At 46.6% G+C, this 25,364-nt stretch carries 23 protein-coding genes; 19 read left to right on the top strand and 4 right to left on the bottom strand.

The window, feature by feature from the left end; all coding sequences use genetic code 11:
• Positions 1-375 precede the first annotated feature (375 nt).
• The 14 genes from HFE01_RS18275 to HFE01_RS18340 all read left to right on the top strand — a co-directional run bounded on the left by HFE01_RS18275 (position 376) and on the right by HFE01_RS18340 (position 15,433).
• Positions 376-2,544 carry a hypothetical protein gene (locus HFE01_RS18275; RefSeq protein WP_025365581.1) on the top strand — a complete coding sequence of 723 codons (2,169 nt, stop codon included), beginning with the start codon at positions 376-378 and terminating at the stop codon, positions 2,542-2,544.
• A gap of 119 nt (positions 2,545-2,663) precedes the next feature.
• Complete coding sequence (locus tag HFE01_RS18280) at positions 2,664-3,089, top strand: hypothetical protein (protein WP_007431573.1); 426 nt, start codon at positions 2,664-2,666, stop codon at positions 3,087-3,089.
• Positions 3,090-3,219: 130 nt separating this feature from the next.
• The gene (locus tag HFE01_RS18285; RefSeq protein WP_016818669.1) at positions 3,220-3,669 is read left to right on the top strand and encodes a J domain-containing protein; all 450 of its coding nucleotides are present in this window, start codon (positions 3,220-3,222) and stop codon (positions 3,667-3,669) included.
• 32 nt (positions 3,670-3,701) lie between these two features.
• On the top strand, positions 3,702-4,250 hold the full coding sequence (locus HFE01_RS18290; protein ID WP_107734591.1) for an FHA domain-containing protein: 549 nt from the start codon (positions 3,702-3,704) through the stop codon (positions 4,248-4,250).
• A 64-nt stretch (positions 4,251-4,314) separates the two neighbouring features.
• Positions 4,315-4,842, top strand: coding sequence for an FHA domain-containing protein (locus HFE01_RS18295; protein ID WP_025365579.1), 528 nt, complete (start codon positions 4,315-4,317; stop codon positions 4,840-4,842).
• Positions 4,843-4,877: 35 nt separating this feature from the next.
• Positions 4,878-5,708 carry a PP2C family protein-serine/threonine phosphatase gene (locus HFE01_RS18300; RefSeq protein ID WP_025676108.1) on the top strand — a complete coding sequence of 277 codons (831 nt, stop codon included), beginning with the start codon at positions 4,878-4,880 and terminating at the stop codon, positions 5,706-5,708.
• Positions 5,709-5,730: 22 nt separating this feature from the next.
• Positions 5,731-7,608 (top strand): serine/threonine protein phosphatase, encoded by a 1,878-nt coding sequence (locus tag HFE01_RS18305; RefSeq protein ID WP_107734593.1) that lies wholly within the window; start codon positions 5,731-5,733, stop codon positions 7,606-7,608.
• Positions 7,609-7,654: 46 nt separating this feature from the next.
• Entirely contained in the window at positions 7,655-8,974 is a 1,320-nt protein-coding gene (locus tag HFE01_RS18310; RefSeq protein WP_107734595.1) for a normocyte-binding protein, read from the top strand.
• The gene (locus tag HFE01_RS18315) at positions 8,971-9,660 is read left to right on the top strand and encodes a hypothetical protein (RefSeq protein WP_016818675.1); all 690 of its coding nucleotides are present in this window, start codon (positions 8,971-8,973) and stop codon (positions 9,658-9,660) included. The genes HFE01_RS18310 and HFE01_RS18315 overlap by 4 nt, the downstream gene beginning before the upstream one ends.
• Before the next feature lie 31 nt (positions 9,661-9,691).
• Positions 9,692-12,343, top strand: a complete 2,652-nt coding sequence (locus HFE01_RS18320; RefSeq protein ID WP_107734597.1) for an Hsp70 family protein — start codon at positions 9,692-9,694, stop codon at positions 12,341-12,343.
• A 61-nt stretch (positions 12,344-12,404) separates the two neighbouring features.
• Positions 12,405-12,917, top strand: coding sequence for an RDD family protein (locus tag HFE01_RS18325; protein WP_107734599.1), 513 nt, complete (start codon positions 12,405-12,407; stop codon positions 12,915-12,917).
• A 55-nt stretch (positions 12,918-12,972) separates the two neighbouring features.
• Positions 12,973-13,128, top strand: a complete 156-nt coding sequence (locus HFE01_RS18330; RefSeq protein WP_162835280.1) for a hypothetical protein — start codon at positions 12,973-12,975, stop codon at positions 13,126-13,128.
• A 17-nt stretch (positions 13,129-13,145) separates the two neighbouring features.
• Positions 13,146-13,922, top strand: coding sequence for a DNA and RNA helicase (locus tag HFE01_RS18335; RefSeq protein WP_107734600.1), 777 nt, complete (start codon positions 13,146-13,148; stop codon positions 13,920-13,922).
• A gap of 578 nt (positions 13,923-14,500) precedes the next feature.
• Entirely contained in the window at positions 14,501-15,433 is a 933-nt protein-coding gene (locus tag HFE01_RS18340) for a DUF2167 domain-containing protein (protein ID WP_107734603.1), read from the top strand.
• Positions 15,434-15,579: 146 nt separating this feature from the next.
• Here the strand turns inward: HFE01_RS18340 and HFE01_RS18345 are convergent, their stop codons facing one another.
• Positions 15,580-16,611 carry a PocR ligand-binding domain-containing protein gene (locus HFE01_RS18345; protein ID WP_029514300.1) on the bottom strand — a complete coding sequence of 344 codons (1,032 nt, stop codon included), beginning with the start codon at positions 16,609-16,611 and terminating at the stop codon, positions 15,580-15,582.
• A gap of 189 nt (positions 16,612-16,800) precedes the next feature.
• On the opposite strand from HFE01_RS18345, the gene HFE01_RS18350 reads away from it, so the two are divergent.
• The 4 genes from HFE01_RS18350 to HFE01_RS18365 all read left to right on the top strand — a co-directional run bounded on the left by HFE01_RS18350 (position 16,801) and on the right by HFE01_RS18365 (position 22,172).
• Positions 16,801-17,934, top strand: coding sequence for a glycerol dehydrogenase (locus HFE01_RS18350; RefSeq protein ID WP_016818681.1), 1,134 nt, complete (start codon positions 16,801-16,803; stop codon positions 17,932-17,934).
• Position 17,935: 1 nt separating this feature from the next.
• Positions 17,936-19,696, top strand: coding sequence for a dihydroxyacetone kinase subunit DhaK (gene dhaK, locus HFE01_RS18355; RefSeq protein ID WP_107734604.1), 1,761 nt, complete (start codon positions 17,936-17,938; stop codon positions 19,694-19,696).
• A gap of 164 nt (positions 19,697-19,860) precedes the next feature.
• Positions 19,861-20,112: a hypothetical protein gene (locus tag HFE01_RS18360; protein WP_013372537.1), complete on the top strand. Its 252-nt coding sequence runs from the start codon at positions 19,861-19,863 to the stop codon at positions 20,110-20,112.
• 440 nt (positions 20,113-20,552) lie between these two features.
• On the top strand, positions 20,553-22,172 hold the full coding sequence (locus HFE01_RS18365) for a cellulase family glycosylhydrolase (protein ID WP_107734606.1): 1,620 nt from the start codon (positions 20,553-20,555) through the stop codon (positions 22,170-22,172).
• A 278-nt stretch (positions 22,173-22,450) separates the two neighbouring features.
• Here HFE01_RS18365 and HFE01_RS18370 read toward each other — a convergent pair whose 3' ends face one another.
• Positions 22,451-23,455 (bottom strand): LLM class flavin-dependent oxidoreductase, encoded by a 1,005-nt coding sequence (locus HFE01_RS18370; RefSeq protein WP_016818684.1) that lies wholly within the window; start codon positions 23,453-23,455, stop codon positions 22,451-22,453.
• A 153-nt stretch (positions 23,456-23,608) separates the two neighbouring features.
• Here HFE01_RS18370 and HFE01_RS18375 point away from each other — a divergent pair, with 153 nt between their 5' ends.
• Positions 23,609-23,932 (top strand): DUF3817 domain-containing protein, encoded by a 324-nt coding sequence (locus tag HFE01_RS18375; RefSeq protein WP_031462029.1) that lies wholly within the window; start codon positions 23,609-23,611, stop codon positions 23,930-23,932.
• 140 nt (positions 23,933-24,072) lie between these two features.
• Here HFE01_RS18375 and HFE01_RS18380 read toward each other — a convergent pair whose 3' ends face one another.
• Positions 24,073-25,029: an acetylxylan esterase gene (locus HFE01_RS18380; protein ID WP_167438594.1), complete on the bottom strand. Its 957-nt coding sequence runs from the start codon at positions 25,027-25,029 to the stop codon at positions 24,073-24,075.
• Positions 25,030-25,064: 35 nt separating this feature from the next.
• Positions 25,065-25,328: a YkgJ family cysteine cluster protein gene (locus tag HFE01_RS18385; protein WP_174822001.1), complete on the bottom strand. Its 264-nt coding sequence runs from the start codon at positions 25,326-25,328 to the stop codon at positions 25,065-25,067.
• Positions 25,329-25,364 lie beyond the last annotated feature (36 nt).

Below are 25,364 nucleotides of genomic sequence, written 5' to 3' on the forward strand. Positions count from 1 at the left end.
ACTACAGAAATTGACAAAACTAAAGGGTGCTTTGTATGATAGCTCTCGTATCAACGGCAAAAATTGGGATTGAAGTTAGGAATACGAAATCATAAATTTGAAGTTTCTGTGTTATATGACTTTTGATTTTGAATTTTATCTCATTTGAATGCCTTGCCGTTAAAAGCCGAATAGCGCTTCGGACCGATTTTCGAGGTTATATGCCTGTACCGTAAATGTGGTATAAGCTCAATCCTTTGACGAATTTAAATGTTAAGTAGGGGGGAGGAGGCAAATGAACTAAAAATGAATATTCGTCCGTTTCAAATTGGACATCCCATGTTCGAATATGGAGCAATGGACCTATACTCAAACTTTATTCATTTGTCGACAGCGATGGAAATCATTTATCAAACCAACCGGACAATGCTTTTTGAAGAGATTAACCCGGAAAAGCTGGACCTGATCACCATTGTAGGTGATGTGAAGGGTATCGACAGCTTGAGCGATGAGAAGATCAAGGAAATTAATCAGCACCTTCTGGTGCGCAGCTTTGACGAATTTTTGGATAAGTTTTCACCGACCGTGTATTCATTTTTTAACGCGGCCAATCAAAAGGTCGTCTACACCCTTAAAAAGCCTGAGGGAATTGATGAGGATAGCATTTCTGAAATTCGTATCAATCAAAGCAATGATTTTCTGAAAATGTTGTTTACGCTCATTGATACTAAGCGCAGTCAAGGAATCACCAATGTAGATTTCAAATTTGAAAATCTGTTGGATATGATTTCACCGAAAAAGGTTATGGACGATATTCGTCAAGTCCGCAAAGAAATTCACTATATGTACGGTGAATACGACAAGCTGGATGATGGCGATCCGAAGAAACTTGATATGGGTGACAAGCTCAATGCCATGTTCGAGGAAGCGAGCCAGAACTATAACAACGTTATGGCTATGCTGCCACTGGCCATTGAGGACATCAAAACCCGACTTCTGCTCGGTGGGGCCCAAGAGGAAAACGCCGGTGAGTTGATTCAGGTGGGTATGCTCTCCATTGGGGAAAGCGGCGAACTGAAAATTATTGAAGCGCCGAAGAGCGAAAGTACTGAACTGATGCTGTTGGATGAGAACAGCACTGGCGATCTCTCCCAAGTATTCGAAGAAGATTACAACTCTATTACAGATACGCCTTCTGACTATGTAAAAGACTTGGTGGTTCGCACGTTTGTGCCACTGCCAGCTGTTCAGACTAAGGTTGACACAGCGGTTGAAGTTCAGAACTACAACACGTATCTGGAGTTCTATAAAAATGCCAAGGATGATTTCGTAAAGGCGGTTAAGCCGCTGGTAGAAAAAATCCTCGGTGTCAAAATGTTCTTCGATCAATATGCGACGAAGAGCAAAGGGATGCTGCCGACAATGCTGGTAGCGAATAACAAGCTGGACATGCTGGTGAAAAGTAGCAATATCCCGCGTCTGGAAACGTACCTGAACACCGTAAATGCCAAAAATGAATTCAGCGACACCATCTGGTTCGGGATCGTTCCATCTATCGAGCTTGAAGCAGCCGGTAAGGTAAAAGTTTCTCGTGAACGCTTTAAGGGCAACGAGAAGGTCGTAAAGCAGGGCGGAAATTCGATGGAATCGCTTTCGATGCTGCTGCAAGTCGTGAAGGATTATAAAATTCAAATGTTCTTTAACTTTGAATCCGGTGAAGAGACGACCTTCAACAGTATGGCGACAGCAGGCATCGATAAATATGTCGATAAATGCGCCAGTCTTGTACGCAGAGAATATAGCGAATTTGCGATTCCGTGTGTACCGAACTTTACCATTATTCCGAAGGATAAATCGGGTGTCATTATTGATAGCAAAATGCTACAGACCGAAGACGGTGTGCAGCTCTCCAAGGAAAAAGAAGATATTCTCAAGCTGTGGATCGAGGGCGTATATGTGGGCGCTGCCTATGTGGCCGCTGGCTTGGTCGCTTCCTATCAATGTCCTGAATACCTGCGTGAGACGTTCAAAACGGTCAATAAAAACTTCCCGGGTGTACGCTTCGACATTGAAGCTGGAGACAACAGTCTGCGCACGGTGACGACGATGGCCAAGGAAATCACTGGGTTCACCAACACGATCAAGGATGCCATCAACCGTAAAAACTTTGGCTTTGTATTCTCGTCCGAGAATGCTCAGATTCAGGATAAGGATATCCGCCGGATTACTGTCTACAAGGCAAGAAGCATGGCGATGTCCGAGGACGGCTTTGACTCCATCTACAAAACGCTGGTCAGCACGTACATTGAACGTATTTTGCGCTACCAAACAGGTGACTTCAAACACGAAAATATCGTCCGCTTCTTTAGTAACAATCCGAGCAGCCAGAAGAGCAAGTGGCTGAGCAGCAGAGGATCTGTGAACTCGATCATTCAGGACGGAGATGATATGAGCTTCATTATTGACGAGAAAAGCAATATGTGTCATATCGATCTGGTCTTCAATGGTAATGTGAAGAACCTGGAAGTCATGATCACTAAGGGAACCAGCTCGGTCAAATCATGATCCGAGCACTACGAAAGATGGTAGAGGCGTTTCTATCCAGAACCGCCTTTATACATAAATCGCGGAGAAGCCCTGCTTCTTCCGCCATCATTTTACCTAATATCAAGGAGGCAACACACATGGGATTCAGATTGAAAGTAGAAGGACAAGAAACAATCGAGCTGGGCTTGGATAACATCCAAACGGTTATTTATGACACCGATACACCGGACGATTCCAATGCACGCTCCACTGACGTAGGCTCCACGCTGCGCATCAGCGGTAAAATCATCACAGCAGTAGACGGTGACAGCGCGGATGACACGCTGAAACTGGCTTTGTGGTCTCTGGTTCCTGCTGAAAAAGCAGACAGCTACCGTAAAGTAACACTGGAAGTTATCGCAGCCGATCAAGTGGTGCGTAAAATCTACTTCCCGAATGCTTTCGTTGTAGACTACAACGAGCACTTCGGCGACACAGAAGGTGTAGGTGCGTTTACACTCTACATCAAACAAAAGAAAGACAAAACCGAGTTGGCTACTATCGACGGCGGATATCCGGTTTAAGCTTAACGTCTTAATGTTAAGCGCGGCTTAAACACACACTCACCCGGCGCATACGTGAAGGGTGGATAAATATTAAGAGGCCTACGGGTCTCTTAATATTTATTTTTTTCGGAGAGGGGAACATCAGACAATGACCAACTACTATGAGCTGCTCGGTGTCGGCCGGGATGCTTCGGAGGCAGAGATTAAGCAAGCTTACCGTAAACTGGCCAAAAAGTATCATCCTGATACCAACCAGGGAAGCGAGGAAGCAACGCGCAAGTTCAAGCTGATTCACGAGGCTTACAATACCTTGCGTGACGAAGCATTGCGGCAGGCATACGATGCTGAGCTCATCCGAAAAGCTACGGGAACTAGCGGAGAACAGCAAGATAAAGCGAGAGGGGCAGCACCTTCAGGCGGTACGCGTAGGACAGCTAAAGGATTCAATCCGGCTGACATAGGCACTGATTTTGAGCAATTTTTCGGCTTTCATCCGAAAACGAAGGAGGGCTCACCAGGGAAAAAAACGAAAAAATCCGGTGATCCGACGGATACCTCAGCCATGTTCAACCAATTTTTTGGTATTCGTAAAAAGTGATGATTTCAGGATAGAAACGGGGGAAGCAAGCAGTGAAAACGGCGCAGAGCAGATGGGTTTTCATCATAGATGTTGCCATGTTCGGGCTGATGCTGGCGATCGCCTTTTATGTGTTTAATCGTACAGGCTACAGCGGTTTGAAGACTGTGGTCGCGATAGGTATTGGGATTAGCGTGCTTGTATACATACTACGCAATCTGGTGTCCGTGGTACCTGTGCCCAAGCCAAAGGCAGAGCATAAACGGATTGCCAAGCTGGTGTTGATTGATGAAGAGGGTGAGTCTGTTAAAGAATGGTATATTGAAAGCGAAACCTCATTGTTAATCGGCAAAACAACATCACGCTCTGAAGCGGATATTGATTTAGCAGGTACAGATTATGCTTCCTTGGTAAGTGTGGAGCATGCGGTACTCAACCGGGTAAACAGCGACTGGTTTGTGGAGGATGTGGATTCCGGCAACGGTACCGGGCTACGGTCTGCGAACGAAAGTGTCACCAAAAAACTGGAAAGTGGCGAACCTTACCGAATTTACTCAGGGGATTTGTTATATATTGCCAATACTAGGCTGCTCGTTAAATAGAAGAAATTGCATAACACGTAGATCGCTGTAAAGACAATCAAGACAATGGGGGAAGGAACCGACTATGAGTTTGACAAGATGCCCGAACGGACACATGTTCAGTACACGAAAGCACGGAAATACGTGTCCTTATTGTAATTCGGTAGTAAATATAGCCGCACCCAAGAGCGCGGAACCAGCAGCGAAAACAAACGTTGCGGGAGACGATGACAAAACCATGCCGTATTTAGGCGAGACGGTAGGGATTCACCCGGTAACCGGATGGCTGGTATGTATCGAAGGAGCACAGGTGGGTCAGGACTATCGCATTATGGCAGAAAAAAACTTTATCGGGCGCGCAGAGGAAATGCATGTCCGTATTATCGGAGACAACACGATTTCCCGCAGAAATCATGCGGTCATTGTGTATGATCCGAAGAAACGCAACTTTTACTTGCTGCCAGGCGATTCGTCAGGCTTGGCGTATCACAATAACGAGGCGGTATATTCACCAGTGGAGCTGGCTGCTTATGACGTGATTCAGCTCGGACGCAGCAAATTTATCTTTATTCCGCTGTGCGGCGCTCATTTCGAGTGGGATAACGAAAATTAGAACGGAAGTGGGCAATGGTGCAGGGAGGTAACGAGATGCAGCCTTATTTTGTTGTATGTGGAGCTGCGGTGCTGTTCGCTGTTCTTCTCATCATCCGTATACGACTGACGCGAAGTTCCGGCAGCCGTACCGTGAGTGGAATTGAGATTGGAAATGGTCAAACGATCGGGAGCCGGAGCGAGCAGGATGATTATTTCTCCAGTATGACCACCCCTGTGGGTACGCTGGCTGTTGTTGCAGACGGGATCAGTGGGCTGGCTAATGGACGTATGTCCAGTACCTTGGCTGTGACGACTTTTACGAAGGCATTTGCCAAGTTAGAAGATGCAACGAATTTGAACGGATATTTTGCAGAGGCTGCAACCCAAAGCAATCGCGGTATTTTGCAAAATTTGAATGGGCAGGGCGGGGGAACGACGCTCGCGGCGGTCATTGTGTGCGGCTATCAGCTGTATTACGGAGCGGTGGGCGACAGCTTGATTACAATTTACCGCAATGGTCACTTTCAGACAGTCAATTCCAAGCATACAGCGGAAACACTGCTGGAGGAACGAGTGCTTGCTGGACAAATGACCTCAGAGGAAGCTAAAACGAGTCCTGTACGCAATCAACTGGTCAACTACTTAGGTTATGAAGGCTTTGAGAGCATGGAACTGGGGAATGCACCGATTCGCCTGTATTCGGGTGATTATGTGCTGCTGTGCAGTGATGGCATTCAGGAGGCGCTGACTGAGATTGAGCAGGAAGAGATCATGCGCAAGGGCGGAACACCGCAGGAAATGGCGGATGCCATGATCGACACCATTAACGATAAAGGGTTTAAAAGTCAGGATAATGCGACAGTGCTTATTTTGGCGATAGGATGAAACAAGAAAGACGGGGGTAGCGATGCGCAAGGACAACAGCGATTTTAGTACCGCCTTTGTGTCGGAAGCGGGCTCTTATATAGATAACCGGGACTATTTTGCATTCATGGAGACGGACGACATGGCCTGTTATGTCCTCGCAGACGGTCTGGATTCGGATCAGGAGCTGCGCAGCGCAGAAATGGTAGTCAAAACGGTGCTGGAAAACTTTATGGAGAAGCCTTCCATGTCCAAGCGGCGTTTGATGAGAGATCTGCGTGAAGCGCAGGAATGGCTGCAATTTGAAAGCCGTCGTGTCCGGCTTAAGGCCAGTCTACTGATGGTAGTGACCAACTACAACAAAATGGTGTACGTTTCGTGCGGTAATGTGCGGCTATATCATTTTCGCAATGGAAGGCTTAATTTTCGCAGTAAGGATCATAGCCTGGCTCAGTCACTGGCAGATGATGGTCGTATTCCAGACGAAGCGACCAGTACACACGAGGAACGGGGGAATCTGCTGGAATACTTGGGGAATCCGAATGGGGTTCATGCCCATTACGCCAAAAAGACACAGCTTGCAGATGGAGATGTCATGCTGCTCGCTACATCTGGGATGTGGGAGGACGTTGAACTGGCGGAAATGCTGGGTGCGCTGGAGGAAGCGAAGGACCCGGGTATGCTGACGGATACGTTGGAAGAGGTCCTGCTGAGCAAACAGCGCCGGACGGTGAATAATTACACGGCTGCCGCCATTTATGTAAACAAAGTTTTCCAGGAAAAGCCTAAAAACCGTCGTAAGCTGATCAAACGGATTTTGATTGCGTTGCTCGCCTTTGTAATCGTGGGCGGGGGAGCATGGATTACACTGGCGCGTATGGCTGCGAACAAAGCGGCTGCGCTGGAAACGATGATCGAATCGGCTCAGGCCGCGGATGATTATGCAAGAGCTGGTGATTATGCAAAAGCGCTCAAATCCTACAGCGAAGCGAAAAACGCGGCAGTTAAGATTAATGATAAAATTCACAAGCGGTTGTACACGGCAGAGCAGAAAGTATCTCAATTGATGGTCGACGGAGACGGTTATGTGGAAAAGGCCGATTTTACCAAAGCTGAAGCCAGCTACGATAAAGCACGGAAAAGCGCCGGGCTATATCCACCCTTTAATGTGAAGGACATTGAGCATAAAATCGACCAACTGGACAGCTATGCCGAGACGGCGAGCTGGATGAAGGACGGAGATTTAAAATTCCAGGGTGGCGATTACACAAATGCACTCAAGCTGTACAAAAAAGCAAATAAGGCTGCTATGGAATCCGGCTATACGTCCGCGCAAAAAGAGCTGGAGAAGAAGATTACAGAGACCAATGATAAATTGACAGCTATTCAGCAGCAGCTCAAGGAGATTCAAGCTGGCAAGCTTCAGGCCAAAGGGGATCGGCTGATGAAAGATCTCGATTATGAAGGGGCCATTGATGCTTATAGCGGGGCACAGGAGATTTATCAGGAGATTGATAAGCTCGAAAGTGTTCTGGCGCTGGAGCGGAGCATAGCCAAGGCGGAGGAAAAGCAGAGCGCGGAGCAGCAGCAAAATGGACAGCTTCCTGCTGGATTGGGATTGTCTGACGGAGTGTTGAACGACACAGATGCTGGAGACGCAGCGAGTGAAGCTTCATCTTCCGCTGCGGCAACCTCTGCCACAGCATCGCAAGCGAAGGCTGCGCCGACGGCTTCAGCGGGTACTACGCCCGCGAAGAGGGAAGCCTCTCCGACTGCAAAAAGCGGTGGTACGGGGGATGGCAATGCCGCTTCGACCAAGGCGGACACCAGCAAAGAGCAAGGAACTGCTGATTCTGCTTCTAAAGCAGCCGGGGCGTCGAATTCAGAGAGTCAAGATCAGGCTGCTGCGAACGGGAAATAAGTTTTTATGTTCATTGAATGCTGGAGCCGGAAGGGAGTGAGACGTCGTGAAAGAGCTGGTACAAGATCGTTTGAGCAAGATGGACGATTTAGAGCAGAGACGTTTACTGAAAAATATGATGGCGGGGGTATTTATGAACCTCGTCGAATATCAGGAAGAAATGACCCGCCAGCTAGAACGGCGGGTATTTGAGGAAATTGAGAATACGGAAGAAAAGTTTGATGTGTATGTGTCATTGACATCGCGTGAGGACTATGACCCGATTCATGAATTTTTATATCCTGTGTTGCCCTCCGATGCAGTAGAAAAACAGGTAGACATCAGTCATGTGGCAGAGGTGGTGCGCGAAGGCGGGGAGATGCCGCTATTTACGCTTTTTCTCGAAATGGAGACCGAACAAATCTCGGCACTGGTACGCAGCAAACGAATTTTCTTAGGAATGCTGGTCACGGAAACTGCAAATTACCCGATTCGTTTTCGTCTGGAGCATAACCGATCTTATATGTTGGAGATTGAGCAGTTGTATCATACATTTATGCAAAATGGTATGCCGTGGAAAACGATTAATCATCCATACGCTTATAAATTTGTGGACTGTGTATTGATTGGTGGGGACGGCGAGCCGGCCGCTCATGAAGAAATCCGTGAAATCTCGATTTCGTTGGAGGAATTCGACGTTTATAAGAAAGCCGATGTTTTTCCGCTGTGGAACATTGAAAGACTGGCTCTAAAGAACAGCGGTTTTCCTATACCAGCTATGGATCGTGTGAACTATGAGCATGTGCTGCCTTTGCGTAAAACAGGATCAGAGCATGGTTACCTGATTGACGGGACTGAAAGTGATATCCGCTATATCAAGCGGACAGAAGAGGAACTGACGATTGTCACACCACGTGATAAATCTGGCGAATGGAATGTGTTGAAGGTTACGAAACCATTTACAACCAAGCTTAGTCGTCAGACTTTTCCGGTATTGTCTAATCGGCGGCAGGACAGCTTTTTGGGTCGCTATGCAGGAAAACAGGCCGTGATTGTCCGGGCTAAAGCAGAGATCACGCGCATCGTCAATTCGTTTGAAGCGGCACAGGGGCTAGAGCTAGAGCGTGTGGACATCTGGGGAGGTGCAGGGCGAAATGATATAAGCAACCTTGTAACCAAAACTCAGACGTATCCGTTAAATCCGTTTGTCAGCGATAATGTACGGACAGAGGATGGCAAGCAGATCATGCGATTGGGGTTCAGACGTGGTTCTGAGAATATTTTGCCAACCGCACCTGCTTACATTTTATCCGATTTAATGAGCTTTCTGGTATCGGAAGTGCAGATGTATTTTCCAGAGTACAAGTGTGAAGGAGAATGGGTGTGAATTACGTTTGGGATTTGCTCATGCGCGCAAGGAAACAGGGGCTGGATGTAGATAAATTCCGCTTCGTACCCGCTGTCAGCTATTCTCCGTATATGGAGCTTAGCTTGGCTGAGCTGAATACGTCCCATTTGGAGCAGGTAGTGGAGATTAATCCGTACTACCGCTTTTATTCTATTTTTCGGGATCTGTTTCCACCGGATGCAGCAGAGGATCTGGAGCTGAGAGAATCGCTATTTGATATTATGATGCATTTTCTGGCGGAGATCGATTTGTATCAAGGGATGAATCGGCGAGAGTATCATATAAGGTTTGTTCAGCGTGATATTGCGGATGGCATCTTTGGCCCGAAGGTAAAGGAAGCCTTTGGACAATTAAACCGTGAGGAACAGGACGCGATTGCTGAAGGGCTGCTGCGCCTGTACGAGACGGGGGAAGCTGTTCATCTGCTAAAACAAACGATGCGTCGCGTATTCCATCGCTCGATCATTTACACCAACTGTGAGGAAAAAGACGAACTACTCATATATATTGGCCAGGAGGAGACGATGCTCTCACGAATCAAAGTGGATTTGATTCTCGATTTGTTTCTTCCAGCACGGTTTACGACGGAATTGTATTGGACCAGTCATTTCGGCATTTTGGAGGAAGACCCTACGATGAAAATTGACGCTATCGCCCTCTATTAAGGCTAAATGGCTAAGAAAGGACATGTGAACGATGAACGGACCCTATACATACAGGTTGCTAGACCCGCTCACTGATCGAAAAAGCGCTCGCTTCACGACCAAATACACGCAGGCGGAATTGGAGCAAATGACGACCTTTCAGTTGCGCGGGATATGTGATAAAGAGCGACTGGTCGAGGGCTTTGCGAATCGTCTGGCACGTGAAGAATTGATTCGCGTAATTTTGCGATTTCGAAGCGCGGAGGAGCATCTACTCATTACCAGACCCAATCCTGACGGTTTTGAACGTATGCAATCGGCACTACAGCGCAACTGGAATGACCGCCCGCAGGAGAACGGCGGTATCCGGGTTCCCGCCAAAATCACGCTGTATCAGGGGGTGCGCACAGGTCGCATGGACAACTATCGGATCGAATCCGATTTGCCTTGGCTGAGCTCATCTAATGTGCTGCTGGTGAATGCGACAGGGGAATTATGTGGTGTTTTAAATTTGGTGAAGGATGAGGGACGAACAGGCGTATATTATCTTTCTCGTCACCGCGATGCTGAACTGCGAGAGACGTCCAATCATAGCTATAGCTTGCTGTTTCTGCGAAGACAGGAATCAGAATATTTTTATAACCTCTACTATGGAGATAAGCCAATGCTACCGCTGAAACTTCAGGGTCACCGAATCCCGGTGGCAGAGCTGATCATTCGGGGCACGGAAACAACCGATGCGGTACTGGCGATTGATTTTGGCACCTCGAACACCACGGCAGGTGCTTATTTGGATAGTTCCTACGTTACGGCCCCTGATACAGGGATGAGCAGCACAGTAAGGCTGGACGCTATCAATTATGTGTCATTCCCTGGTCCAGAAGGTACGGAAGGCGACTGGATCGAAGTGCTGCCGACTGCCATTCGCGTCGCGGACTGCTCCAATCCCGAGCATATCGTTTATGCATTTGGGGAGGAGGCACTACGTGGAAGCGATGTGGCAGGCAGCCGTGCCACGGTATTGCGGGGAATTAAACGTTGGGTCAATGACTATAAGCGAATCGAAGAATTAATGGATTCTGAGGGGAATACAGCAACCGCTTCCCGCAGCGATATTTTAGCGGCGTTTATCCGTTATGTGATTGCTACAGCCGAGCAGCAATTTAAGTGTCGGTTTCGCAATTTACACTTTTCTGCTCCTGTCAAGCTGCAGCCCCAGTTTATTGAGATGTTTAGCGATATTTTGCCTGATTACCGGATTGAAGCGGAGGATGCGCTGGACGAAGGGCTGGCAGTGCTGTACAACACGTTGGCAGACCAGATGGAACGAGGAACTTTTGCGGACGGTGAGGAGTATCAGGCACTTGTCATTGATTGTGGTGGGGGCACGACAGATTTGTCTTCCTGCCGCTTCCGGATTGAAGATGGGCGTATTGCCTACAAGCTGGATATTCACACAACGTATGAAAATGGGGATACCAATTTTGGCGGAAATAATCTGACGTATCGGATTATGCAGTTTATGAAAATTGTATTTGCAGGTTATTACGCTGCGGAGACGCGTTTGCCTGACACTGATATTGATGCTCTAATCGGCATTCCTTCGGGAGATTTGTACCGTCATGTGGATGAGTTTGGTGTAGATGCTGTATATGCAGGGCTGGAGGAACGGTATCGTGAGGCAGAGGCGATCTTGCCTACCGCGTTCAAACGGTATGAGCATGCTACACGGGATGAATATCAACGGGTACTGAGTAATTTTCATCTGCTGTGGAGTGCGGCAGAAAATATGAAAAAGGAATTTTTTCTACGTACGGGGATATTGCGCAGCCGCTTTGAATCCGAGCAGGTATTATCTGCTGAAAGCGACCTGAACATTGCCGTAATGGATCGTTGGCTGGTTTCGGTCATTGAGAATGGACGGTTCCGTGATGAATATGGTCTACCTGATGTAGTGTTTAATATTCGTGAAGTACAGCAGCTACTTAAGGCAGATATCTACAATATTGTGCGCAAGTTTCTGGATGATTTTTATTTGGAGGGACGCTTGCAGGATTATTCGATTATCAAGCTAACCGGGCAGTCCTGCCGGATTGACGTGTTCCGCGAAGCACTCAAGGAATTTGTACCGGGGCGCAGTATTGAGTTTCGACAAAAGGCAGAAGACCTGAGCCGAGTACCTGAGTTGAAAATGGCCTGTCTGCGCGGGGCTATCCGTTACCTGAACGCTAAAAAAATGGGAACCATTGAGCCTGTCATTACCAATCATATTCCAGCGATTCCGTATACGGTCAGCGCATGGACGCATACGGGGCGTGAGAAGGAACTGATTGCGAGTTTGGAAAGCAGCCGGGTACGCGGTTCGATTTCCCGGCCGTCTCAAGCGGTCGAAGTGGAATTCTTCCTGACGGCCAACGGGGGTAAGCTGCGTCAGCGCCATGTGTACCGCAGTCGGCCAGATGCTTTTGAACCCATGCCGTATGAGGAAATCGCAGAGCTGTACGGTCGGGATATCCCGCAGGATGATACGGACTCCATCCGCAATGAGGAAACGAAATATTTTGTTTTTGTCAGGGATAGTCGTTGGGGCTTTTATGTAGTACCGATTACCCGCCGTGATGAATTGCTGTATCTGGGTCCCAAGCGCTTTTTTGCCTTCGAAAATGATCTCTCCGAGCTGGATTTCTTTGACGGCACAAAATAATAAATTAAGAATTATTCAAATGCAGAAATCAGAAAAGCACACAACACTTGGAGGGAATAACATGCTGTATGCAGGTTTTTGGAAACGAACTTTGGCCTATATCATTGACAGCCTTATTTTAGGATTTGTGTTTATGATCATCGGGCTGGTCTGGATCATCATTCAGGCCATTGGAGATTGGGTGCCATTTCCGGCAGAAACCTCTATGCTGACAGACGGGCCGACTGCTATTTTTACTATGCAATTATTAGGACAAACTTTGATGAATTTGGGGGCTTCATGGTTGTATTTTGCGATCATGGAATCGTCCAAATGCAGAGCTACGGTGGGCAAGCTGGCTCTTGGTATCGTTGTAGTAGATGAATTTAACCAAAAGCTGAGCTTTGGACGTGCGAGTGCCCGCTACTGGAGTAAAATTGTATCGAGTATCATTTTGTGGATCGGTTTTATCATGGCAGGCTTTACAGCTAGAAAACAGGCTCTTCACGATCTGATTGCACGTACCTATGTTGTGGACAAGCGCGAGCTGAATTATATACTGCGCGAGCAGGCTGGGCGCGGAGCCGGGATGTAAAGGTAGATCAATAAACTCTGAGATTAAACCTCAGTCTTCAATCGGGGGAAGCACGATGGATATACGCAGATGTATAGAAAAGAATTTTCGCCTATTTATTGGATTACTTGGAGTAAGTAAAGCTCCACCCACCACCGATGATGGAGTTATTGTTCCGCCTCCTGCGCCTGGTGTGAATCGGCTATCTGTTCCCTTAAATAAAGAAGAATAGAGAAAGGAGGAAACCCCATGTTAACGCATATCGTTCCAAAGTTTGAAAAAGGTCGCATTCTCAAAACCGAGATGCTGGAAAATCTGCGGGATTACCCCCGTAGCTTTCTGGATATCCGGTATCAGGATTATTCGGATGGTATTATTACCGGAATGAATGTGACCGTCGGGGAACATGCGCTGACCGTAGGCAGAGGCATTGTAAAGCATAAAAATAAATTATACCTGCTGGAGCAAGAGCAGGAAGTTTCATATGTGGCTACGGGGCGGCTATCGGTGTTGAAGCTGCTCTTTTTGGAACAAACCGATCGCCCGGATTTCACCGTGCATCATGCAGATATTGTGCTAGAGGCCGAGGCTGAGATCGGATTGGATGAACTGGAGTTGGGCCGATTCAAACTCAAAGATGGAGCTGTGCTTCGCTCCAATTATCAGGATTTTGCTGATATGGCTACTGAATTCAATACATGGAGTGATATCCGTGCCCCCTTTGCGGGGTTGTATCAAAGTACGTTGCGCCCAGAAACGCTGCGCTATTTTGCATCCGAGCTGCTCAAAAGCGGTACAACCGATCCGATGGATTGTATGTTTGCTATGATGTGCCTGAACCTGGAGGCTGTGGACAGAGAATCTATCCAGCATTATATTGCAAACCGAAGTGGTGCGGAATATAAGGAATATTCACATGCTCAGCTCCATAGGCAACTAGTGCTGATTTTGGAAGGAGCCGGACGGGGGAAGCGCACAACAGGCCGCTGGCAGGGCGGTGGAGCTGGACGGATGATTGTGGATTAGAACATCAGATAGAGGAGTGGAGTATGCATCCCCTCTATCTTTACTTCTATGCCCCAGTATTTGTTAAATCAATCCGGTGTAAGCCTATACATTTTTTTAAATAAAAAAGACGACATATGTATAAAAACAGGAATAAAGTCACTAAGACTATAGTCGCTTGTTTGGTGAAGTATGCATTCCTTAACCTGCTGAAATTCGACATTTTATAGGCTAGATGGATGTGCTTGAGACTAGGCTTGAGATCAACAAGATTGTCATATCAAGGAATACGTCTTTTAAGAAATTATAAGTGAGAGAGACTTGAACGGATAAGTTGCAGCGATTGCGCAATTGTGCTTGTCCATGATGAGTCTTTTTATATCGCTCATCCATACCTTGTCAAACCAGTCCGATTAGAGTAGAAAATTTGCATACATATGTATAAAAATGAGTATAAAGTCGTGGAAGCGCCCTTTGCTACGGTGAATTGACAAAATATGAAGCAGTGGCTAATATGGTTGAGGACACGGGAGATATTGGAATTTATAAAGGGGTAATGAGTTTTGAATAAGAGACTAGATAACAGATGTAACTACAAAATGAGATGGGGCCAAACGATTTTGGGAGCGCTGTTGGCGCTTAGTCTGGTGTTACTCAGTGGAGGAAATGCGTGGGCTTCATCTAGTGAACAATTAAAATGGATTGAGGGTGGCCGAAAGGTAGACCTGGGAAATGTAGCTGCGGTTGATTTAGACTCATCTCTTCTTTTTTTGGATGCGGCTAACACTGCGAAGGTAAGCGAGATGAATCACGAAAAGCCATCTGGCAAGGAAATTGGGAGTATATTTCCGAAGGATGAAAATCAAAATTGGGAAGTTGTTTTTGAATACTATGAACTTGGACATATCAAGGATGATGAAAAAGAAGACATCGATGCAGATGCCATTCTAGATAGTTATAAAGAGGGTACGGAAGAGAGTAACAAGGAAAAAGCGGAAAGTGATCGTCTGTATGTTACAGGCTGGGATGTGGAGCCTTTTTATAATGAAGCGACCCATAATTTAACCTGGTCTATGCTGGCGGAGGATGGGAACAAGGAAAAGCTGATTAATTATAATGTTCGTGTGCTCACTCGTCAGGGTTATATCTCTGCCATATTAGTGTCCGATCCTGCACATTTGGACGCGGATAAGAAGTTCTTGAATGAGAAAATATTACCCAAGCTGACAGTCAAATCAGGTGAGCGATACGAAGATTTTAATGCTTCAACGGACAAAATTTCTGAGTATGGCCTGACCGGACTGATTTTGGGAGGGGCCGGCTTGGCAGTAGCTAAAAAGGTAGGCTTGTTGGCATTAATCCTTGCTTTTATTAAGGGCGCGGGAGTTAAGGTGCTTGTCCTCATTGGTGCTGCTTGTGTAGGTGTGTTTGGTGTGATAGGCAAGTTTTTTGCCAAATTATTTCGCAAGAAAAAGTCAGAATCTATGCACAATGAAACGAATGCTCAGGATCAGTCAGAAACATTACAGTAGCTCTAAAGAAACACGCCATAATATAATTACTAACAAAAAGGTCAGGCAGCCTGATCAGTACACACTGAAGAGGTAGCATGGGCAAGAACATTATGAACAGATGATCATGGTAATGATAGGCCCATGAATCATCTGTTTTTTTATATTTATCCCTTGTAATACTTTCGGTATACCGCGGGTGTTGTGCCTTCATATTTTTTGAATATTTTAATAAAATACCCTGGCTCATTAAAGCCGAGCTCACTACTGATCTGGGATACAGGGATATCTGTAGCTTCGAGCAGCTGCTTCGCCCATTTCATCTTTAAGCGGGCAAGATAGCTGGAAAAGTTCTCACCCGTTTCCTTCGCAAACAGCCGACTAAAATAACTCGGACTAATGTGACACAAGTCAGCCATGGCTTTTAGAGAGAAAGTTTCACCTTTGTGCTCATAAATATATTCAAAGGCGGGTTTGAGTACAGGATTTCCGCACGGAATATCCTCATCCCCTGAGGAGTTCAGATAGGCATCTGCTAAGAAATTATTCATTTCTTTCTTAAGGCTTTCGATATGCTTCAGCGAGTAGCCAGGAAGGATATCAGACAATTGCGGACTGGACTGTATGGCCGAAGCCTTTTCGAACATTTCCGCGAGAAGATTTTTGTTCATTGCTTCTTCAACAATATAATTACACAATAAGGATAACATGTTGGAGATCATCTGAATTTCCTGATAGGTCATCGTCGGCAGATCGGCATAGTAGTCCTTAAGTTCCTCCCATTTGGAGCTGTACAGTTTTTCATTTTTTGATGTGAGGATTTGTTCCAGCTGTAAAGCGTTCGAAGGATCGGCTAGGCGAACCTGACCTGCCATGACGGCGCCAATGTACTTATCGTCGATAATGATTGGTACCGCGATGTCAACGATGTCATAATGACAGAGATAAATATAAGGTTTGTTGGAACGCACCGCTTCAAGTCCACCACGAGAGTCACATTTCTGGCAGTAGGGAAGGAGATTCTCATCTTGGCGAACCTTCTTGCAGAACGATTGACATTGGCTGTGACTAGTTACGGGATTCCCTCTATAATCGACGGTGAGAATGGCTAATTTGGTAACGGATGCTAATGAATCCTGCAACTGCTCCCACTTTTTCAAATCAAAGATTTTCTGGATGCTCAAATGTTCACGTATCAAGATTCTCATCCCTTAATAGTAAATTATCCTGTAAGCAACAACAAAAAAGTACAATTTACATGCTTCAGTGCAAAAAAATACGATTGCAAATTATAATATATTCCTTGATTCCTCCAATGTAAAGTTCACATGGTTCGTTTATAGTTTTAATCAGAACGAAACCAACACCATTAAAGGGAGGAATTATAGATGAGAAAAGCTTTTATCAGCCCAAGCAAATATGTACAAGGTGAAAACGAATTGTTGAATTTGGGTTACTATGTGAGTACCTTTGGCAAATCTGCTTTACTGATCGCGCATCCAGCCGATGTGGAGCGGGTGAAAGATAAGCTTGATTCCACTACGGAAAAGTATAACGTAACCTTTATTGAAAGCGGTTTTATGGGTGAGTGCTCCAGACAAGAAGTGTCTAGACTCCAAGAAATCGCCACTGCGAATGGATGTGATTGCATCGTTGGTCTCGGCGGCGGCAAAGCGATTGACGCGGCGAAATGTGTGGCACAAGGGGAAGCGCTTATCATCTGTCCGACGATTGCTGCGACGGATGCGCCGACAAGTCACTCGGCCGTTCTTTATACTCCAGAAGGCGCATTCGACGATTACGCCTATTTTAAACAAAGCCCGAGTGTCGTATTAGTCGACACCACTGTAATTGCCAATGCACCAACCCGATTCCTCGTATCAGGTATGGGTGATGCACTGTCGACATACTTTGAAGCCCGTGCGACCTCTCGCTCTTACTCCAGGGTCAACGCTGGACTGCCTAATGGAGTACGCGAGGGACAGTGTGCGCCAGCCGTAGGTACGAATGCGGCGTTGGCACTTGCAACGTTATGCTATGAAATGCTCTTAAAAGACGGTGCCAAAGCAAAAGCGGCATGCGATGAAAATCATGTTACACAAGCACTCGAAAATATCATTGAAACTAATATTTTACTCTCAGGTCTTGGCTTCGAAAGCGGCGGACTTGCTGCGGCCCATGCGATTCATGATGGACTCACCATTCTGGAAGGCACGCATCACTATTACCATGGAGAAAAAGTCGCGTTCGGTACGATCGCACAGCTGGTGCTTGAAAACGCACCGACGGAAGAATTACATCAGGTACTGGATTTCTGTTTAACCATCGGTTTGCCGGTCTGCTTGGCCGATATCGGTGTCGATCATATCAGCCAGGAAGAACTCATGGAAGTAGCTGCTAAAGCCTGCATTGAGGAGGAATCGATTCATGCCATGCCGTTTCCGATCACGGTAGAGCAGGTTGCAGCGGCAATTGCTGCGGCCGACCGGATCGGCAGCCAGTACAAAGCGGAGGTAAAATAGCATGAAAAAGGTCATCAACCGTACGGAAAATTTGGTTCTTGAGATGTGCAGTGGTATCGCGCTCGCGCATCCCGAGTTGGAATTTCTACCAAAATATAAAGTGCTCAAGAAAAAGGAACTGAACACGGAGAAAGTAACGCTCATCAGCGGTGGTGGCAGCGGACACGAGCCCGCTCACGCCGGCTTTGTCGGTAAGGGGATGCTCGATGCGGCGGTCTGCGGTGATGTTTTTGCCTCTCCTTCGCAAATTCAAGTGTATCAGGCCATCCGAGCAACAGCTGGGAAAAAAGGCACACTGCTGATTATCAAAAACTACAGCGGCGATATCATGAACTTTAGAAACGGCGCTCATCTGGCTGCTGAAGATGGTTTGGAAGTGGACTATGTAAAGGTCGAAGACGACATCGCTGTAGAAGACAGTCTATATACGGTCGGACGGCGCGGTGTAGCGGGCACGGTACTTGTGCATAAGATCGCGGGTGCAGCGGCAGAAGAGGGGCGTAGTTTGGCAGAAGTCAAAGCAGTGGCGGAGAAAGCCGCTGCGAATGTACGCAGTATCGGATTTGCATTGACGTCGTGCACCGTGCCGGCGAAGGGCTCGCCAACGTTTGAGCTCGGGCCTGATGAAATCGAATACGGCGTTGGTATTCACGGCGAGCCTGGAATCAGACGCGAGAAGCTGACAGATGCGGATACGCTGGCACGCAGAATGGTAACCGACCTCCTTCGAGACATGCAGATCGAAAACGGATTCAGCGGAGAAATTGCACTGCTGATCAATGGTTTTGGCGGTACGCCTCTGCAAGAACTGTATCTTTTCAATTATGCGGTCACTCGCGAACTAGCAGCGAAGGGAATCAAGATCAATCGATCTTTCGTCAACAATTATATGACAAGTATCGATATGGCGGGCATCTCAGTTTCAATCATGAAGCTGGACGACGAACTGCAAACCTTACTTTCCCATGAAAGCAACACGCCTGCGTTCAAGGTGTCTGGACCTGCTGATCAAGTCGTGTTCACAGATCTATCAACTGTAGCAGACGAAAATCGGCAAGTATCTTTCGAGGTGGAAACTGCCCCTGCTTTTGCAGTTATTGAGGATAACAAGATTACGTTGAACAATCTGATATACCTGGTTGACAAAATGAGTGAGGTTATCATTAAGAATGAGGTGCCTTTCTGCGATCTTGATTCTCATGCAGGCGATGGCGACTTTGGCATGAGTGTTGCCAAGGGGTTCCGTCAGCTGAAACGGGAATGGAGCGACATCCTACACCAAGATTCCTTGACGATGGGAAGCTTTCTCCATTCATGCTCGCTCGTCATCATGGAATACTGCGGTGGGGCTTCGGGTCCGATCTGGGGCTCAGCATTTCGCGCGGCAGCACGATCTGCGGGTGAACGAAGCGAACTGACCATTGCCGAATTCGCAGATATGATGCAGGCTGCGGTGCAAGGCATACAATCGACAGGTGAACGTTCTTTCGGTAGAGGAGCCGTCGTGGGTGATAAAACGCTTATTGATGCATTAGTGCCATGTGCGGATAGCTGGGTAGAGAGCGCGAAATCAAATGTTGACGTGAAGGAAGCCTTTGTGCGAGGTGCTCAAGCCGCTGTCCTAGGGGCCAAAAAGACAGAAAACATCGTGGCGCGTATGGGACGTGCCGGAGCGGTCGGAGAGAGAAGCCTTGGTTATCCAGACGCGGGGGCTTATGCGCTTGGAGTGATTTTTACGGAGCTTGCTGAATGTTTGAACTAATTCGCTAATTCTTAAAAATTCAAGGTTTGTTCATTGCAATTGGGATGCATTAGGTTTATAATTTCAGACGGATTCAAAAGGCTTATCCCTGGATCCGTGGGAGTTCATCCCATCTGAGCAAGCATACTTGCATGCTCAAATAAGAATTAAGCGAGGGATTTACAATGAAAACCTGCTGCACCATCCAAGTTGACGAAGACAGTTTAGTTATTGATTTGCCAGAAGAAGGAACCACGCTAGAGTCCCTGCTCGGTGATATTGAGAGCTGTGGAGGCAGTGAAGAACCTTGGCTACAACTTATAGACAAGGTAATGGGTAACTCATCTGAGACTGTACTGACAGATCAAGCGACGGATGGCGGCGATATGAACGAAGATCAGGCAACCCAAGAACCTCAAGCTGCCGCTAAGGGGTAATAAGGACATCATACGTTAAGACGATATTGTTAACATTATCCGATCATATACAAGATCATGATAAGACTGCTGTACCGAGCCTAGGCATCGGGAAGCAGTCTTTTTTTAAGTTAAAGAGTTGCAATTAAGACTCTTTTTAACCTGTTAACCAGCCAAAATTGACCAAATTTTCTAATAGCTAAATGAGACTTTTGTCCTTTCAGTACTCTACAGTAGCCAACTAAGGGTACATATCCCAAAACCGTGACTTCTTATTCATTTTCTAGCATAAAGTCGAAATGTAACATGTAACTAACTATAATAGTAGTAACATCCATATACAGGTAAGTGACATCGAATGTTGGACCTGATCCTTTTATTGTATGAAGGAAGGGGCGAAAAAGCGGAGAACAACGTACTGATAAGTCTCATCTACTTTATTAAAAGGAAGGAATGTGTAAATGATGAACAGGCAATGGATTCTGCCAAGGATCGCAAAAAGAGTAGCAGTACTGCTAACAGCAGTGTTGCTATTAACGTTAACGAATGGGTTTAACTGGAATGCGTCAACAGCAGAGGCGGCCGGGACGATCCCTGTGGAACGTTACGGACAACTTTCAGTAAAGAGCGGTAAACTGGTGGATAAAAATGGACAGCCTGTACAGCTCAAGGGCATTAGTTCTCATGGCGTCCAATGGTTTGGAGATCTGGTGAATCAGGACACTATGAAATGGTTGCGGGACGATTGGGGCATTTCCGTGTTTCGAGTTGCGTTGTACACTGAAGAAAACGGTTATATTGCCAATCCTTCATTGAAAAATAAAGTGAAGGAAGCCATTGAGGCAGCACAGAAATTGGGTCTGTACGTCATTATTGACTGGCACATTCTCTCAGATGGCGATCCGAACATTCATAAAAATGAAGCCAAAGCTTTCTTTAATGAATTTTCCACTAAGTATGGTCATTTGCCTAACGTAATCTATGAACTTGCTAATGAGCCGAATGGGAATGTGAACTGGAACAATCAAATTCGACCTTATGCATCCGAGGTATCTCAGGTTATTCGAGCTAAGGACCCGGATAATATTATTATTGTAGGAACAGGTACCTGGAGTCAGGATGTACATGATGCAGCAGACCATCCACTTCCAGACAAAAATACAATGTATACCGTGCATTTCTATGCGGGAACACATGGACAATATTTGCGCGATCGGGTTGATTATGCACTGAACAAGGGTGTAGGCATTTTTGCTACCGAGTGGGGGACAAGCGACGCTTCGGGTAACGGTGGCCCTTTCCTGAATGAATCCAAAGTATGGACTGACTTTCTGGCTAGCCGTAAAATCAGTTGGGCCAATTGGTCGCTTGCTGACAAAAATGAGACCTCGGCTGCGCTGTTGCCTGGTGCCGATCGCAAGGGTGGATGGCCTGATTCACAATTAACAGCTTCCGGCAAATTCGTAAAACAGGCAATTCTGGAAGGCTCCAGCAGTTATGGTGGAGGAGGAAGCAACGGCGGAAATACCGGCGGAAACGGCAACAATGGCGGTAGTAACGATGGTGGAAATAGCGGTGGAAACAATGGTAACGATCACAGTGGAAGTACACCAGGCGGTAATAATGAAGGGATCGTGCTTCAATATCGCACCGATGATACGAATGCCAAGGATAATGCGATCCGACCTCAATTTAATATCAAAAATACGGGTAAAACAGCTGTGAAGCTGAGTGATCTGAAAATTCGCTACTATTATACAGATGAGAGCAAACAAGCTCAGCAGTTTTTTGTAGACTGGGCCAAGATTGGCAACGAAAAGGTAAAAGCGACTTTTGTAACATTGCCAAAGCCGAAGGTCAAGGCAGATAAATATGTAGAAATTTCTTTCACAGATGGAGCAGGAACGATTCAGCCCGGTGGCGAAACTAGGGAAATTCAATCCCGTATTCATGCTGCAAATTGGAGCAATTTTGATGAGACCAACGATTACTCCTATGGTGCTACCCAAACAGCATTCACAGACTGGGACCATGGCACCGTATATCAGCAAGGTAAGCTGGTATGGGGTATAGAACCCTAGAATTCAGCCATGACAAACTTGGCTGGAATGAGTAAAGAGATGGGACTTTTGGTTGCACTCTTTTGAAGAAATAAAGTATAGCGTATGCGCCTTTGGTATATGGATGATGGAACTTTAGAAGTAAACAACTTATACTTCAGTTCCGATGGATATACTACTAAAGTACCATATGACATTCGACTTTTGTGGTATCTATATTACAACAAACCCCCGCTGTTGCCTTTATAGGCAGGCGGGGGTTTTAATGTTAATGAAAATGAGCCTCTGTTCATCTGTGTTTATACCAAATTAAAAGCTTTGGCCAGCAGACGGTAGGACTGAACACGTTTATTGAAGTCATGAATGGAAGAAACGACCAGTAATTCATCGGTACGATACTGCTCAGCCAGTCTTAGCAGCTGTTCCTTGCACTGCTCAGGAGTACCAACAACTCGCCATGCTGCAGATTGGCGCAGTCGTTCACGATCAAATTCTGTATAGGGATAGGACATGGCTGTTTTCACCGATGGAAGAGAATTCATTTCTTTACCCTGCATGAGTAAAAGGAAATACAAACTAGCACTGGATGCCAGCTGCTCAGCTTCCTCTTCAGTTTCAGCGCAGGCTACCGTAACTGCCGCCATGGAGTGAGGCTTATCTCCTAAAATCGAAGGCATGAATTGCTCGTGGTAACGCGCGGTAGCTTCTACGCCGCCCGGAGTACCGAAAAATTGGGCAAAGGCGTAGGAGGCACCCATCATCGCGGCCAATCTGGCGCTCTCCCCGCTGGAGCCAAGCAACCATAATTCAGGAACGGTTGATATCATCGGGGAGGCATGAAGGCCAGCAAACCGATGATTGTCAGGCACCGAATCATGGAAATAGTCGATTAAATCTAGAATCTGCTGTGGATATTGTTCGACAGCTTGGTATTTCCCTTCCTGCAATGCGCGAGTAGCCAGCGGCAAGCCGCCTGGAGCACGTCCTATTCCCAAGTCAATGCGTCCAGGGTGGAGCGCCTCCAGTAACCGGAAGTTTTCAGCTACTTTATAGGCGCTATAGTGTGGCAGCATAATGCCGCCTGAACCCACACGAATCCGCGATGTGTGAGCAGCCAAATGGGCAATCAATACCTCGGGACTGGAGTGTGCTAGTGTTTTGGACGCATGATGCTCGGATACCCAATAACGGCTGTACCCCAGTTGATCAGCTTCACGCGCTAAATCTGTTGTATTAGACAATGCATCTTGAGCAGAACCGCCTTCAGGAATATGAGACTGGTCCAGTATACCCAGTTTAAGCATTTTACAATCACCTCTTACACAACTGTATCAAACACAACCCATTTGGTCAAAATTCAAAACTGGATAGGTTGGAGTTTGGGCATCTTTTCGTTATAATAAAGGATGCATAAGGGATGAGAGAACATCTCTGCTCATGGAGAGGGGATTACATTTGTGTTAAGAACACCTTTAGGGCGTGTCCGGCTCATGCTCTGGATTCAAGCTATAGCGTATTTGGCGATACTATTCACCCACCAGCCGCTGCAAGCTGCGGGCATGACCCAGACGGTTATGGTGATTGGTAACATATACCGGGTGAGCTTTCTGTTGCTCCTCGTCGCTTTAATCTATGGAAAAACCGCACTGCATTGGCCTTTACGGCGGCCTCTTTTCATTATGTTTGCATCCTTCATTCCGTTTGGTCTAATGATTATGGATTTTGTTTGGGTGCGAAAATGGACAGGGGATTCGACAGCAGAACAGAGAACTGCATCGTAAACTTTACAGGAGAGGTGCTTCGCTGTGAACTGTCGAGGAGCTTGTCTATGGAAGCGAGATTGGCTCCGATGCAGTAGAAAGAACATTGCGCAGATGGATGCGTGGTGTTCTTTTTTTATGCACCGGAGGAAACCGTTAACTCAATGTAATGCTAAGGTTTGAACTAAAAATTCAGCCGTCTTGCGTCTGTGGAAACCTTCAACCCAATGTCCCGTGAACGGATAAATTTCAATCGTCTTTGGTGATTCAATGCGGTTGTAAGCAGCGAAAATCGTCTCTGGCATACACACTGTATCCTTCAACCCTACAGATACCATGACAGGGATACGAATGCGATGAGCTAGATTCATCACGTCAAAATAACTCAATGTATGTAGTACCTGCTCCAAATGCTCGGGGAAGCGGTTTGCGAATTCGGCAGCTTCTGTCAGTGAACTGGTAGAATTCATCATGCCAAAATCCATATGACACATATTGGGAATATCCGCTACCGTCGTAGCAACTTTATCGCTGAGCGCAGCCACCATTAATGCAAGTCCACCGCCCTGGCTGGCGCCACTGATTGCGATTTTAGCCGAATCGACGTCGGCTTGCTCCGCCGCCCAGTCTACGGCTCTAAGGGCATCGGTTGTAATCGTTTTGTAGTAGCAGGTATCCTTGTCCAATATTCCTTTCGTGACCCAGCCTTTAACGGTTCCGTGAGGGTCATTCCGACGGTCCCCCGTTTCTCCTCCCTGACCACGAACATCTAACGCCAATACAGCAAAACCAAGCATTAGCCAAGATGAATAATCTTCAGGATAGCCCTTTCCGCCTGTGTAGCCATGAAACAGAACGATGCATGGCAGCTTCTGATCTCCTGCAAATCGGGGACGTACATACCAGGCATGCAGAGGCGTATCATCGATCCCCTCAAAAGTGACCCGATAGGCCATCATATGAGGATACGGTGTTTCTACGGGCGTTTTGAATGCACGTACAGGTTTGGCGTGAACTTCTTTCAGTGTTTTGTCCCAAAATAAATTCATATCTTTAGGGGTGGTAAGATCGGGAACGTACTGCTTCAATTCGGCAATTCTTTTTTCAATAACATTCATAATCAAAAATTCTCCTTCATATAGAATGAGTTCTCTTAGGCATTACTCGGTAAAGTGGATTTCTCCAGCTCGCTCAGCAGTTCAAATGCTCTTTCATTAGTGTCTCCGCATGTATCCTTATCCGCATGAAAGCCACTGCATACAGCAGGACGCTCAGGTTTTCCAAATAATTGGCAGCGGTAATCAGGCGTGAGTTGAGGGCAAGGAACACCAGCGGGTTTTCCGTCTGGCATGCCGGGAATAGGGGAAGAAATCGTAATGGCAATGCAACATGCAGCACATCCTACTCGACACTCCAGAGGGGGTCACTCCTTAATAATCTGTTATTTTTGTAA

Origin of the sequence: Paenibacillus sp. EKM10P (genome assembly GCF_011800655.1) — a bacterium.
Classification (GTDB): Bacteria; Bacillota; Bacilli; order Paenibacillales; family Paenibacillaceae; genus Paenibacillus; species Paenibacillus polymyxa.

Bases quoted from the DNA above. Each gene is read 5' to 3' on its own strand.
- HFE01_RS18275 (WP_025365581.1), top strand. From the start codon at position 376: ATGGAAATCATTTATCAAACCAACCGGACAATGCTTTTTGAAGAGATT.
- HFE01_RS18280 (WP_007431573.1), top strand. From the start codon at position 2,664: ATGGGATTCAGATTGAAAGTAGAAGGACAAGAAACAATCGAGCTGGGC.
- HFE01_RS18285 (WP_016818669.1), top strand. From the start codon at position 3,220: ATGACCAACTACTATGAGCTGCTCGGTGTCGGCCGGGATGCTTCGGAG.
- HFE01_RS18295 (WP_025365579.1), top strand. From the start codon at position 4,315: ATGAGTTTGACAAGATGCCCGAACGGACACATGTTCAGTACACGAAAG.
- HFE01_RS18300 (WP_025676108.1), top strand. From the start codon at position 4,878: ATGCAGCCTTATTTTGTTGTATGTGGAGCTGCGGTGCTGTTCGCTGTT.
- HFE01_RS18305 (WP_107734593.1), top strand. From the start codon at position 5,731: ATGCGCAAGGACAACAGCGATTTTAGTACCGCCTTTGTGTCGGAAGCG.
- HFE01_RS18320 (WP_107734597.1), top strand. From the start codon at position 9,692: ATGAACGGACCCTATACATACAGGTTGCTAGACCCGCTCACTGATCGA.
- HFE01_RS18325 (WP_107734599.1), top strand. From the start codon at position 12,405: ATGCTGTATGCAGGTTTTTGGAAACGAACTTTGGCCTATATCATTGAC.
- HFE01_RS18330 (WP_162835280.1), top strand. From the start codon at position 12,973: ATGGATATACGCAGATGTATAGAAAAGAATTTTCGCCTATTTATTGGA.
- HFE01_RS18335 (WP_107734600.1), top strand. From the start codon at position 13,146: ATGTTAACGCATATCGTTCCAAAGTTTGAAAAAGGTCGCATTCTCAAA.
- HFE01_RS18340 (WP_107734603.1), top strand. From the start codon at position 14,501: ATGAGATGGGGCCAAACGATTTTGGGAGCGCTGTTGGCGCTTAGTCTG.
- HFE01_RS18350 (WP_016818681.1), top strand. From the start codon at position 16,801: ATGAGAAAAGCTTTTATCAGCCCAAGCAAATATGTACAAGGTGAAAAC.
- dhaK (WP_107734604.1), top strand. From the start codon at position 17,936: ATGAAAAAGGTCATCAACCGTACGGAAAATTTGGTTCTTGAGATGTGC.
- HFE01_RS18360 (WP_013372537.1), top strand. From the start codon at position 19,861: ATGAAAACCTGCTGCACCATCCAAGTTGACGAAGACAGTTTAGTTATT.
- HFE01_RS18365 (WP_107734606.1), top strand. From the start codon at position 20,553: ATGATGAACAGGCAATGGATTCTGCCAAGGATCGCAAAAAGAGTAGCA.
- HFE01_RS18370 (WP_016818684.1), bottom strand. From the start codon at position 23,455: ATGCTTAAACTGGGTATACTGGACCAGTCTCATATTCCTGAAGGCGGT.
- HFE01_RS18380 (WP_167438594.1), bottom strand. From the start codon at position 25,029: ATGAATGTTATTGAAAAAAGAATTGCCGAATTGAAGCAGTACGTTCCC.